General features: G+C 34.2%; 12 protein-coding genes, 2 tRNA genes and 1 pseudogene. 2 read left to right on the top strand and 13 right to left on the bottom strand.

Annotated features, from left to right (window positions below; genetic code table 11):
* Position 1: 1 nt before the first annotated feature.
* The 5 genes from ACGHCK_RS02445 to ACGHCK_RS02425 form a co-directional block, all read right to left on the bottom strand.
* Complete coding sequence (locus tag ACGHCK_RS02445; protein ID WP_271327851.1) at positions 2-478, bottom strand: DUF961 family protein; 477 nt, start codon at positions 476-478, stop codon at positions 2-4.
* 14 nt (positions 479-492) lie between these two features.
* The gene (locus ACGHCK_RS02440) at positions 493-792 is read right to left on the bottom strand and encodes a hypothetical protein (protein ID WP_271327850.1); all 300 of its coding nucleotides are present in this window, start codon (positions 790-792) and stop codon (positions 493-495) included.
* A 309-nt stretch (positions 793-1101) separates the two neighbouring features.
* Positions 1102-1308, bottom strand: a complete 207-nt coding sequence (locus ACGHCK_RS02435) for a hypothetical protein (protein WP_271327849.1) — start codon at positions 1306-1308, stop codon at positions 1102-1104.
* Positions 1309-1337: 29 nt separating this feature from the next.
* Positions 1338-1412, bottom strand: a tRNA-OTHER gene (locus ACGHCK_RS02430).
* A 176-nt stretch (positions 1413-1588) separates the two neighbouring features.
* A tRNA-Glu gene (locus ACGHCK_RS02425) sits at positions 1589-1660 on the bottom strand.
* 1260 nt (positions 1661-2920) lie between these two features.
* On the opposite strand from ACGHCK_RS02425, the gene ACGHCK_RS02420 reads away from it, so the two are divergent.
* Entirely contained in the window at positions 2921-3616 is a 696-nt protein-coding gene (locus ACGHCK_RS02420) for an XRE family transcriptional regulator (RefSeq protein ID WP_271327848.1), read from the top strand.
* Between the two features lie 169 nt (positions 3617-3785).
* On the opposite strand, the gene ACGHCK_RS02415 is transcribed toward ACGHCK_RS02420, so the two are convergent.
* The 6 genes from ACGHCK_RS02415 to ACGHCK_RS02390 form a co-directional block, all read right to left on the bottom strand.
* Positions 3786-5102, bottom strand: coding sequence for a hypothetical protein (locus ACGHCK_RS02415; protein WP_394304462.1), 1317 nt, complete (start codon positions 5100-5102; stop codon positions 3786-3788).
* Between the two features lie 13 nt (positions 5103-5115).
* Complete coding sequence (locus ACGHCK_RS02410; RefSeq protein ID WP_271327846.1) at positions 5116-5658, bottom strand: hypothetical protein; 543 nt, start codon at positions 5656-5658, stop codon at positions 5116-5118.
* Between the two features lie 423 nt (positions 5659-6081).
* A complete protein-coding gene (locus ACGHCK_RS02405) occupies positions 6082-6420 on the bottom strand; it encodes a HepT-like ribonuclease domain-containing protein (RefSeq protein ID WP_271327845.1) in 339 nt (112 codons plus the stop codon).
* Positions 6413-6730: a type VII toxin-antitoxin system MntA family adenylyltransferase antitoxin gene (gene mntA / locus ACGHCK_RS02400; RefSeq protein WP_271327844.1), complete on the bottom strand. Its 318-nt coding sequence runs from the start codon at positions 6728-6730 to the stop codon at positions 6413-6415. Before mntA ends, ACGHCK_RS02405 begins: the two co-directional genes overlap by 8 nt.
* 171 nt (positions 6731-6901) lie before the next feature.
* Entirely contained in the window at positions 6902-8119 is a 1218-nt protein-coding gene (locus tag ACGHCK_RS02395; protein WP_394304461.1) for a hypothetical protein, read from the bottom strand.
* Positions 8119-8532, bottom strand: a complete 414-nt coding sequence (locus ACGHCK_RS02390; protein WP_271329024.1) for a hypothetical protein — start codon at positions 8530-8532, stop codon at positions 8119-8121. The genes ACGHCK_RS02395 and ACGHCK_RS02390 overlap by 1 nt, the downstream gene beginning before the upstream one ends.
* 650 nt (positions 8533-9182) lie before the next feature.
* Between ACGHCK_RS02390 and ACGHCK_RS02385 the strand changes: the two are divergent.
* Positions 9183-9314: pseudogene (locus ACGHCK_RS02385) on the top strand (IS3 family transposase); the annotation flags it as partial.
* A gap of 117 nt (positions 9315-9431) precedes the next feature.
* On the opposite strand, the gene ACGHCK_RS02380 reads toward ACGHCK_RS02385, so the two are convergent.
* Together ACGHCK_RS02380 and ACGHCK_RS02375 are read right to left on the bottom strand one after the other, a co-directional pair.
* Entirely contained in the window at positions 9432-11534 is a 2103-nt protein-coding gene (locus ACGHCK_RS02380) for a Rib/alpha-like domain-containing protein (RefSeq protein ID WP_394304460.1), read from the bottom strand.
* 269 nt (positions 11535-11803) lie between these two features.
* Positions 11804-11996, bottom strand: a 193-nt coding sequence (locus tag ACGHCK_RS02375) for a hypothetical protein (RefSeq protein WP_394304459.1), incomplete at its 5' end; no start/stop codon positions are given.

Genomic DNA, 11996 nt, shown 5'->3' with positions numbered 1-11996 from the left:
TCTATTTCTTCTCAGAAGCTTTTTCGGACTTGTCTTCTGATTTTGTGGCGACATTTGGAGTAGAGACTGTAGCTTTACCTGCTTTTTCGATTTTTTCTGCACGGAACTTGACCCCGTCATAATAGTTTACACGTCTTTGACCATTAAAAACGGAAAGCTCTTTCTCACTCCAGAAGAAGGCAGAAGGATGAACAAGTTTAACTTCATCTTCATAGTCCAGTCCATCAAAACTTGTATCCGCAGGCATTTTAACTTCAATTTGTTCGCCCATGGCTTCAGAATAGAGCTTAACTTCGTAATAGTCCACCTCATCTGTTGGACGGCGTTTGATTTCCCCTTCTTCTGCTTCATAGTCTTCATAACGCAGTTGAGCTTCCGCAGACAAAAAGAGCAATTTCCCAAGCCCCTTATCAAAGTCCCCAAATTCTTCTGTCAATTCATTTTGTTTTGTAAAATCTTTACTTAATTTTAATACCATACTTTTTTCCTCCCTTAAGCCAATTTGAGTGAATCCGCATAAATCACATACTCGTAAGCATAGCCCCCTTTAGGCATACGGTTACGCACCTGTGCAAGTTTGACCCCTGTCAAGACAACTTCTTGGCGTCGTGTAGGCTTTGCGGCATTGGCACCTTCTACACGGATTTCAAAACCTTCAGGGTGCTTCTTACTTGTCGCAAGATAACGGGTATAGCCTGCTTCAGCACCACGTTTAGGCACAATTTCGATTTTTTTATCTACAGTGATTTTATCTCCCAAAAATTTTTGGGCTTGAATTGGAAATTTAATCATATTTCCCCTCCTTAAATGTATGTATTTTGGCTAGTTTATGTCATAGCAGACAAGGTTCGGACATCATTTTTTCAACTTCTTCATGCAACACTTCAAAATAATCATCACTCTTATTTCTTCATAATCTCAATATTTATTCCATCAAATCCCCCTCTTAATGCTCTTTTTTAATGTTTAACGTCATTTCTGACCATGTGATGAACAGGAGTCGAACCTGTATCTCTTGTAAAAGCAAAGATTTTACAAGTGTTTTACCCTAGGTCAAAAGAAGGAAAAACCTTTAAACTATAATCACAAAAAAATAAGGAATTAATCCTTATCTTCTTTAATTATCTTTACAGACCTACTTATCTTCATATCTAGATTGTCTCTCAACTTATCTTTAAAATCATCAGACTGTTCAAATTCAAAAACACCGTCCCTTTCATCTTCTTCCAATTCCTTAGTCTGTGATATGCGAATTATTATATCTCCATCATTCAAATTATTTGAAATGTGTATATTTAAATGGCTCATATTATATACTCCTTTTCTTTCTTTATTTATGCGATCAACAGGAGTCGAACCCGTATCTCTTGTATCCCCTCTATACAAGCGTCTTTCCCTTAGACTATGACCACAAAAAAACCTGTATGTGAGACATACAGGCCGCGTCTATTTCTCTTCCTCTAGCAGCGCGTATCTACAAAAAAGAAAGGATTGGAAATTTTAGTTTATTATATTAAAAAGAGAAGTTTATCGCAGAATGAAAAATAGACGTACAATAGCAACAAATGTTTAACGTCATTTCTGACGAGGTTGCCGGCAAGACTCGAACTTGCATTGAAAGATTGAAAGCCTTTCGTAATACCCCTTATACTACAGCAACAAGAAAAAAGAGAGTAAATGCTCTCTTTTTATAACTTGACAAGGTAAAAATAGTCCCCTATCATTATATGTCAAAATATCCTCCTCTCCTTTCGAAAACCGATAAACAAAATGTTTCCAACCTAAAACGAAAGGAGACAACATAGATGTTTTTGATGTATTAGAACTCATCAAAGAGATATTCCTAATAAAAAGAAAACAAAGATTTACACTTAAGAATAGCCAGCACTTTTTAAAAAGTCTATAAGAAATCATTTGAATAGTATTACCGAACTTCATTTTAGTGCTTTGACATTCTTTTAATGTATCTCGTCGTTCTCTTTCCACTTCACACAGTCAATATCTTCATCATACAACTTAAATTGCCAGTAAAACAAACATTACTCTGGGAGTAACTCATTGACTTAAGTTTCTTCTTACTTCACATAAGAAGAACAAACACCATTCATTGAACAGCTCATTGACCTAAGTTTTTACTGTTTTTCAGAACAAGCCCTATCTATTCTTTCAGAAGGTCAGATATTGTCATGTTATTTTTTACATTGTGTTGAGAAAAGGCATAAGACACCTAAAACTCAACAAGGCCTACTGCCTTTATTCTTTTCTTTACGTATTTTTGTTTTGACTGCATTTACAGTCAGTTGAGAAAGCGTGGAAGAAATACCCTGAAACTCAACACTGGTCTTCTCGTTTTTTGTTTGAGTGCCTCGTTACTCCCCTGTCGCCAAGGGCGAGAAAAACACGGTCTTTCAGATAACAGGCTCTGTTTCACCAGGTCTGATTTCACATTCACACGGATACCTCTGCTAGTGCATATCGCCAGCATGAACACTATATCTCAAAGGGCAGTTGCCTGCCGTTTTTATACTCCTTCAGATTTGTCGGGTTCCGCCCAGTTCTCTGAAGTTCGCCACACACTCTTATCTTTCATTCAGTAGTGACTTGTCGCACTTGTCAGGAGCGACCCTACCTGCCCCATCTCTTTCATCTCTAAAAGAGATTAGCGGGAATATTCAGTTGTCAATGAACAAAAATCACAAATTAGCATATCCATTGACTTTTCTCCTCCAAAACTGTTATAATAATAATTGTCTAAGTTATATCATAACAATTTTGCGAAGAGCTCCACTCGATGGGGCTATTTGCTTTTTTCAGTTTATAGTTAATTCATTCATTAACTATACTTATATTTTAATGTATGCATTAAAATTTGTCAAGTGATAAGTACAAATTTTTTTGATTTTTTTAGGAGAAATATTTTATGTTCTATAAAAGGCTTCAATTACTTGCAAAAGAAAATAAAAAATCATTAAATCAAATAGAAAAAGAGTTGAATTTATCAAAAAATACTCTTTATAACTACAAAAAAAACAAGCCTACAACTGACCGTTTAAACACCCTGTCTAAATATTTCGGAGTTAGTACAGACTATTTGCTTGGAATAACAGATGTTAGACAGTCTAAATCTTCTGAAAATGAATTATCTCAACTTAATGAAACCAATCAAAAAAGAACTAACACCTTAATAGAAAAGTTTTTAAAAGAACAAGAACCTCCTGTCACATCTGAAAAACTTTTTCCTTATCATGTAATGGATCAAGCCCTCTCTGCTGGTCTAGGTTATGGCTATACAAATGAGTTGAACTATTCTACAGTTTACTGGAACAAAGAGGTAGATTATGACATGGCAACTTGGATTAAAGGGGATTCCATGGAGCCTGAGTTCTACAACGGGGAAGTGGTCCTTATCAAGGAACAAAATGTACCAGATTACGACGGACAAGTCTGTGCTGTAGACTGGGACGGCAATTCTTTTATTAAAAAAGTGTATGTGGAAGATGACGGCTTTGTTCTCTCATCCATTAATGATAAATATGCGGATAAGTTCGCTTCTTGGTACGAAGAGCCTCGAATCATCGGCAAAGTTATTGCACACTTCGTACCTGTACCCTACTAATTTCAAAATTAAAAACCTTAGGACATTCAAATTCCTAAGGTTTCTTTTCTTCTCACTCAAGGATAAAGTGTTACACAACATACTGATTTTACAAAAACTTACAAAGTAAAAGATTGCTAGGCTATTTAGCAATCCTTTATTTTATAAATTTTATTTCTCTATCACTTAGCTATGAAGACTTTAATTGTTGCGCCAATTCCTGATCTCGAGCGACTATCTCCGATATTTTAGCCTTAATCTCATGTTCAATACTTTTAAACTTCTCACTCATTTGTTTCACTTGACGGATTTTATGTTGGTAGAGTTGTGTAGGAAAGGCCACAATAGCTTCATGAGTGAAACCTACCCCTTCAAGAGCTTCATAAACTTCCCATTCCTCAAGAGAATCTCCTAATCCTCGTGCTTCCCGCACTGTTTCTTCCCATAATTTCTCTTGTTCTTTAATCCCATCTTGATAAAGTTTAATAATCCTTTCAGTTGCTGTTTCAAAATCATGTTTTGCTTCTTCAACAATAATCAAAGCTTCTTTACTGTCAAGATAAAATTTTTCATTGGCAGACAACCCGCCACCACTCTCAAACAATATAGCCCTTAATTGATAAAGTTTCTTCATCTGAATGTTAAAATCTTTAGTTGCATAAGTTCCATATAATTTTAGATATTCTTTAACCAGTTCATTTGCCACATCATTATCATCCATAAAAGGATTCCAGTATCCGGTTTTCCTTTCCCAGTTTTTGGCAGCTTCTTCAACCTGCTCTTTGGTCATATTAGGTGCAAAAATACCATCTTTAGCTAGACGATCTAAATTCAATAGATCTCCATCAAAGTAGTTAGATAGGGTATTATGTTCTCCTATACCTTCAATCACCTGCACATTACCATATTTATTGTCACGATGAGAAAGTCTTGCCCAAGAATCATTTTGATAGCGCAATAATGCTTTAGGATGATTTTTTAACCATTCTTTTTGTGATTGTGTTAAAGTTTCAAACTGATTGTTCCCCCAGTCATCAAAGCTGGTAGTTTTAAATCCATCTATTCGTCCATGTTCAGCGGCCATTTTCATCATATAGCCCCCGGATTGGCTAAAACCTGCAACATCAGTAATTTTCCCATTATGTTTAGAAATTTCTTTTTTCGTTTGTTTTAAGAAAGCTTCTGCCTCAACATATTCTCCTGAGAGTCCTCCAACCCAAGCTTCAGCGGCAGTCCCAAATCCGTTTCGTCCAACCTCAGTAGGTGTATTCGTCCCAGCATAGATAACAGCGATATTATTATAGTCAGGAGTCTCATCCTCTTTGATAGGTGCAATAGCCATAGCATTCAATTGAGAATTGTCATCACTAGCACTTTTCTTTATAATTTCAAACTTTACTTTTTTCTCCTGAATCTCTAGAGTTAATTTTTTACCTTTTTTGTGAACAGTGCTTTTTGTTTTATCAATGGCTTTAGCTAATATTTCTGTTGTAATCTCACTACTCATCAATTCTACACCTCTAATATGTTAATTTATAAATGTCCAAATTATAAACAACTTTTGCTTTTTTGCTTCCATAAGAAGATTTTTTAAAATTCTTAAAATCTTCTTTTTCAGATGGAGTTAATTCATCAGTTGCATTTTCTAAGTCTGTTTGAATTGAAAAATCCGTATTTCTAGGATTTAAAGAAATCGATTTAACATATTTATTTAAGTTATTATCATATTCTGTTTCATCAGTTAGAGTAAAATCTGCAGAAAAATAAGTAACTTCAGATACAAATATCTTCACTGTAGTATTAACATAATTTCCAAATAAAGATGGACCTAAAATTGGAGAATTTCTATATTCTACACCAATACCCTGCCATTCAATTTTCTCAATTCCTTCGTAATTTTTAACTAAATAGTCAGTGACATAATCTTGTATAAGTTTTACACCTTGTTGGTACTCTTTTTCAATTGTCTGTTTTTTCATATATCTACTCCCTCCGATAACTAAAATAATAGCAATACATACAGCACTCAAAATACTGGCTGATATTAAGATACTTTTTTTCATTCCTGCACCCTTCTAAAAATTTATTTCCCTTTTCCTGAAGTACAAGTAACCTATACAAAAATAAAACATTGTTTATTTTCTCACACTCTTATTTTATCATTCTGTTTTCTATGTTGTCAATAAATCTAAAAACTTTAAAATCAAATACACAACTTATCGTGGACTAACTTTTACAAAAGCTACAAAGTAAAAAATTACTAAACTTCTAAAGTTCAGCAATCCTTTATTTTATAAATTTTATTTGTACACATACTTCTTTCGCTGCTTGGTTAATTTTTTGGTTAGTCTGTACTTCTGAAAGCTTTTTTCCTCTTATTTACTGTGCGTATTTATTAATCCATTCCATAAAATGATAATAAAATTAAAAACCTTAGGAAGTTCAAACTCCTAGGGTTTCTTTTTTTCTCAGTCAAAGATAAAGTGTTACATTCTAAGTCCATATAAATATTCAATAAGTTGTGGAATATCTTTCTGAAGGTATTCTGCTAATCTTCGGTTATTTACCGCCCCGTAAACATGAACATAAAAATTTCTATTTTTGATATGTTTACGCCAATTTACTTCTGAATGTTCTTCCTTAAACTTATCACTCAATAAGTTAGCATTTTCTCCCAATTGAACCAAACTCATTAAAACTGAATTGTATAAGTCATAATCATCTTCTAGATATTCAACATCATTATTAACTCTGGAATATGTTTTTAGTGCTTTTTCCCCAAAATCAATAATATTTTTAACATATCTTAAGTCCTTTTCAACCAAACCTAACAACCTCCAACATTTCTTCTTTGACAGCTCGATTAAATTGTTCACGTTGAGAAGTTTTATTATTCGATAAGACCTCCATTTCAACAATATCTACAGAAGTTTTCAACACATCTTCTAAATCTTCTTGTAAACTAAAAAGCTCATCATAATCTTCAATACTAGAAGAATCCACAATAAAGTCAACATCACTGTCTTCTCTTGCTTCTCCTCTTGCATAAGAGCCAAACAAATAAACTTCCTTTAAATTATATTTTTTTGCAAGAGGTACAACTTTTTTTGTAATTTCCTCGATAGTTAAAATCATATGGACTCCTCTCAAACAAGATTTCTTTATACTCAGTATATCATAAAATAAGAAAAGAATAATCCTATTCACTCCCCAATCACACATATAAAATCTACAAAGTAAAAAATTGCTAAACGACTAAAGCTCAGCAATCCTTTATTTTATAAATTTTACTTCTATATCACTTGGCTATGAAGACTTTAATTGTTGCGCCAGTTCCTTATCTCGAGCTACCAACTCCGATATTTTACCCTTAATCTCATGTTCAAGACTTTTAAACTTTTCACTCGTTTGTTTCACTTGACGGATTTTATGTTGGTAGAGTTGTGTAGGAGTATCCACAATAGCCTCATGAGTGAAACCTGCCTCCTCAAGAGCTTCATAAACTTCCCAATCCTCAAGATAATCTCCTAATTCTCGTGCTTCCCGCACTGTTTCCTCCCATAATTTTTCTTGTTCTTTAATCCCATTTTGATAAAGTTTCATAACTTTACTTAAAGCCAAGTTAAATTCAACCCTAGCAGTAGAAACAATGGCTAGAGCTTGAGCAGAGTCCAAATATATTTTTTCTGATGAGGATAGTCCGCCTCCACTTTCAAAAAAATTCGCGCGAAGATATTTCAATCGAAACATTGCTTGTGAGAATTTAACATTTAAAAGAGTTTGACTTTGTTTTATACGATCAGCAGTCATAGCCGAAGATTTTGGGAGTTTAACCATTCCACTTTTATCAAATTTCCAATCTGCTAAATCATGACTATCTCCATCTAACCAAACAATGGTACCATAATCTTCACTATTAAAAAATTCTGAGTTAAAGTCATTCCACACTGTTACACTATCATTCTTTTTCCGATAATTAATGAACCAATCTGAATGACTCTTCATAAATTCTTTTTCCTTTTTAGATAGCGAACCATACTGAAACCAGCCATTAAAAACAGTTGTAGGAATATGAAATTTGGCTCCGACTTTAAGCATATATGATGACTGGGAATATCCAGAAAGCTGAGTTATTTTCCAATTTGGATGATTTTCCATTATATCTTGAACAAATTGTTCAGCAGAGGATTCTTGAAGAGAACCTATATCCGTTGCTGCATCGAGGGCTTCCAATAAATCAATAGGCTGACTTGGATCAGTTCCAGCAGCTACCACCGTAACTTGACTATAATCTACATGACCTCCTTTGACTGGTGCAACTGCCATTCCTTGAAATCCCCATTTCCCATTTCTGACAGAAATGACTTTTAAAGTATTATCAGCTATTCTTATTCTATTTCTTTCACGTTCTTTTAGTTCATCATCGGCTTTATTTGTATAAACTTTTTGAGACTTTGATTTATAGTTAGGGTCAACCTGATATACTTGTTCATTTAAAGTTTTTAATTCCTTATCTGTAAGCACTACAATACCTCCTCTGATTGATCAGAAAAAATAACTTTAATCTTATTTTCTGTTTTCCCCTCTATAAGTTTAGGAAGTTCACCAGAACCTGAGTATTTCTCATCTCTATCATCATTTTCACCCATATCTACATCAAACTCTGACTTTTTAACATCATCAGTTTCAACTGACACACTAACAGTTATATGACCTGTCAATGGATTTTTAGTGTATTCCCAAAAATGAATTTCTTGTATATCTGAGAAGGTATTTTTAATTTGCTGAGCAGCAACTCTTTCCTTTTTAACAGTTTCCTGTAATACTTGCTTTTCTTTACCTTGACTTTCTTTCCTCATAGAAAAAATCCCTCCAATAGTCAAAATAATAACTGCAGTAGCCAAAACACAGGCCAATACTAACATACTTTTTTTCATTCCTGCACCCTTCTAAAAATGTATTTCTCTATTTTCTAAAGTACAAGTATTTTCTATAACACAAAAGATTGTTTATTTTCTCACACTCTTATTTTATCATTCTGTTTGCTATACTGTCAATAAATCTAAAGTTTTCAAAATCAAATAAACAGTCAGCACAAACTAATAAAAAAATCTACAAAGTAAAAAATTGCTAAACTGTTTAGCAACTCTTTATTTTATAAATTTTATTCGTACATATACTTCTTTCACCGCCCGGTTAGTTTTGTAGTTAATCTACATTTCTGAAATATTTTTCCCCTTTTTTACTTTAAGTTGTGGAATATCCTTTTGAAGATTCTGCTAATCTTTGATTGTTTCCCTCGCTATAAACATGAACATAAAAATTTCTATTTTTGAGATACTTATGCCAATTTATATCCAAATGTTTTTCCTTAAATTTATCACTCAATAACTTCGCAATTTTCTCTAACTAAACTAAATACGTTCTGTAAGACATTCAACACCATTATTAGCATTAACCCTAGAATGCGTTTTTAACGCTTTTCCTCAAAATCAATAATATTTTTAATAACTCTTAAATTCTTTTCATCTAAGTTTGCCAATCACCAATATTTCTTATTGGACAGCTCGATTAAATCGCTCATGTTGAGAAGTATTTTAAGATATTAGAGTCTCTTGAACAAGCTATTGATGACTATATTTATTACCACAACACACATATCAAAACAAAACTAAAAGGACTTAGCCCTGTACAACACAGAACTAAATCCTTTAATTAAATTTAAATGTTTAACTTCTTAGGAGCAATACAAATACGTAATCGAATGCTTTGGATAAAATCAAACTATCTCTATCTTTATTCTATCCTCACACAAAAGACTTTTTAGAAGTAATATTTAGACTTCTTCTTTCTTACGGCGAGTAGCCACCAGTCCTAAGCTACCTAACAGTAAAGCTCCTAGGCCTACTAAACCAGCAGAATCATTATCACCTGTCGCTGGTAATGCATAACCACTGCTGTCAGAAGTTACTTTACGATTAGCTGATGCCTTAACATCTGGCTTCATACTTTCTGGTGAGCTTCCCTTATCTTGTCCCGTTGGAACAAGTTCAACCGCATCTGTAGTTTTATCTGTTACAACAATTTTAACTGAAACTTCTTCGCTTGAACCGTCTGGGTATTTAACCACAACTACACCGTCTTTTTCACCTGATGTACTTGTATCTACTGGTGCCTTCCATTCGTAAGTTGTACCTTCTGGAAGACCGTCCTTGTTAGAGATTCCGTCTTCAGCTTTTGGTGTTTCGTTCAAGCCTGTATTAACATTTTGGCCTTTTGGTTCATACTTATCTGCATCTGTAAGGTCTTTTACTACAACCTTAACTGGAACTTCTTCGCTTGAGCCATCTGGGTATTTAACAACCACTACAGCGTCTTTTTCACCTGGAGTTTTTGTGTCTACCGGTGTCTTCCATTCGTAAGTTGTATCTTTTGGAAGATCGCCCTTGTTAGAGATTCCGTCTTCAGCTTTTGGTGTTTCGTTCAAGCCTGTATTAACGTCTTGATCTTTTGGTTCATACTTGTCTGCATCTGAGGTAACCACAATCTTAACTGGAACTTCTTCGCTTGAACCGTCTGGGTATTTAACCACAACTACACCGTCTTTTTCACCTGATGTACTTGTATCTACCGGTACCTTCCATTCGTAAGTTGTACCTTCTGGAAGATTGCCCTTGTTAGAGATTCCGTCTTCAGCTTTTGGTGTTTCGTTCAAGTCTGTGTTAACGTCTTGACCTTTTGGTTCATACTTATCTGCATCTGAGGTAACCACAATCTTAACTGGAACTTCTTCGCTTGAACCGTCTGGGTATTTAACCACAACTACACCGTCTTTTTCACCTGATGTACTTGTATCTACCGGTACCTTCCATTCGTAAGTTGTACTTTCTGGAAGATCGCTCTTGTTAGAGATTCCGTCTTCAGCTTTTGGTGTTTCGTTCAAGCCTGTATTAACATTTTGACCTTTTGGTTCGTATTTCTCTGCGTCAGACTCATCAACTGAAATAGTAACCTCCACATCTTGTGTTGTTCCATCCGGATAGTTCACAGATACTACTCCAGTAACTTTGTGGTCGCTCCCTGCTTCAGGGCTAAAGTTTGGTTTTTCCTTCCAATCATAACTAACAGGAGCAATGGCTGTATCAAACTCCTTTAATTCAGCTGTATTTGCAATCGCATCAATAGCATTGATTTCAGTCCCCCACGGCGTGTGAAGATTTTCTTTAGCTTTAGCTCCGACTACATTGACTTCCATTAGCCAAGTTACAGTTCTCCTATTATTGAGAGATGCGCGTAACCTAGCATAAACATCATCACTAGCTACATCAACTTCCGGAGTATCTGACCAGTCATAGCTGGCCACATTTTCATTTAAAACATCTTTTAAGGCTTGCCCTTCATAGACTGTACCATCAGATAAAGTTAACTTCTTGATAATCGTGTTTTCAACATATTCCCTAGTCAGCAAATCATTGATTGCATCAATATCTTGATTAACATGTAACGTCGGCTTATTAAATTCAATCTTACTACCTCTAAGATCTATTGGTACAGTCGCAAAGAGTTTTGGTTGCTCTTTTATTATAGGTTCATTATTTTGAATAGTTGTATCATTTGTTCTGCTAACGGCTTCAGATTGAACCGTAGTTTTTGGAGTTTCATTGGATTTTGAGACTTCTTCCGCTGTAACAATCATTTTTTCCAAATTTGGTTCTTCATCGCTAGAAGGCGTTTCAATCGAACTATCATTTACTTCCTCAACTGGTTGCGTTGAAGTTTCATCAGCTGAAATGATTGCCGTCCCTATGGACATAAAAAGCGAAAAAAAAGTTCCAATAAGAACAGAAGCTACTCCCACAGTGAGTTTTTTAATCGCAAAACGTTGACGTTTTGGAGTCATTCTCCCCTCTTGTAATTTCTTAGTTCTTTTTGATAACATCCCCATACCTCCTAATTAATTTAATGTGAAAAAATGAATTTCTTAATTCGACTGATAATAATACAGTTTAACATTTTTCCACTATGAAAGCAATAGTCTTTCTCATTTATCATAGAAATTTCATATTTTATTAAAAATACTCATTTTCAAAATGTTCTCTTTTATAAATTAATTATTAACAAGACATATAAAATAAAAAAACTGCTAAACAATTAAATCTCAGCAATACTTTATTTTATAAATTTTATTTCAAGGAAGAAGATTCATTATTACCCAGTGTTAGTAATATCTCCAGAACTATAAGCGCTTACTTTATTATCGGCAACTACTTTAATTGTAACTTTTGATGGGTCAAGCACGACTGCATCAGCTGGAAGTTTAGCTTTTTCCTTTTCCTCATCTGTTGTTGCAGTAGCGAATTTAGTACCTTCTGGTGCTGTAACTTCTGTACCATTAGGCTCT

This window comes from Lactococcus muris (assembly GCF_042849115.1).
Classification (GTDB): Bacteria; Bacillota; Bacilli; order Lactobacillales; family Streptococcaceae; genus Lactococcus; species Lactococcus muris.
The sequence above is the reverse complement of the archived record's forward strand: the minus strand, read 5'-3'. Positions and strand labels throughout refer to the sequence as shown.

Excerpts from the sequence above, each read along its gene's own strand:
- ACGHCK_RS02445 (WP_271327851.1), bottom strand. The coding sequence starts at position 478 with ATGGTATTAAAATTAAGTAAAGATTTTACAAAACAAAATGAATTGACA.
- ACGHCK_RS02440 (WP_271327850.1), bottom strand. The coding sequence starts at position 792 with ATGATTAAATTTCCAATTCAAGCCCAAAAATTTTTGGGAGATAAAATC.
- ACGHCK_RS02435 (WP_271327849.1), bottom strand. The coding sequence starts at position 1,308 with ATGAGCCATTTAAATATACACATTTCAAATAATTTGAATGATGGAGAT.
- ACGHCK_RS02420 (WP_271327848.1), top strand. The coding sequence starts at position 2,921 with ATGTTCTATAAAAGGCTTCAATTACTTGCAAAAGAAAATAAAAAATCA.
- ACGHCK_RS02415 (WP_394304462.1), bottom strand. The coding sequence starts at position 5,102 with ATGAGTAGTGAGATTACAACAGAAATATTAGCTAAAGCCATTGATAAA.
- ACGHCK_RS02410 (WP_271327846.1), bottom strand. The coding sequence starts at position 5,658 with ATGAAAAAAAGTATCTTAATATCAGCCAGTATTTTGAGTGCTGTATGT.
- mntA (WP_271327844.1), bottom strand. The coding sequence starts at position 6,730 with ATGATTTTAACTATCGAGGAAATTACAAAAAAAGTTGTACCTCTTGCA.
- ACGHCK_RS02390 (WP_271329024.1), bottom strand. The coding sequence starts at position 8,532 with ATGAAAAAAAGTATGTTAGTATTGGCCTGTGTTTTGGCTACTGCAGTT.
- ACGHCK_RS02380 (WP_394304460.1), bottom strand. The coding sequence starts at position 11,534 with ATGTTATCAAAAAGAACTAAGAAATTACAAGAGGGGAGAATGACTCCA.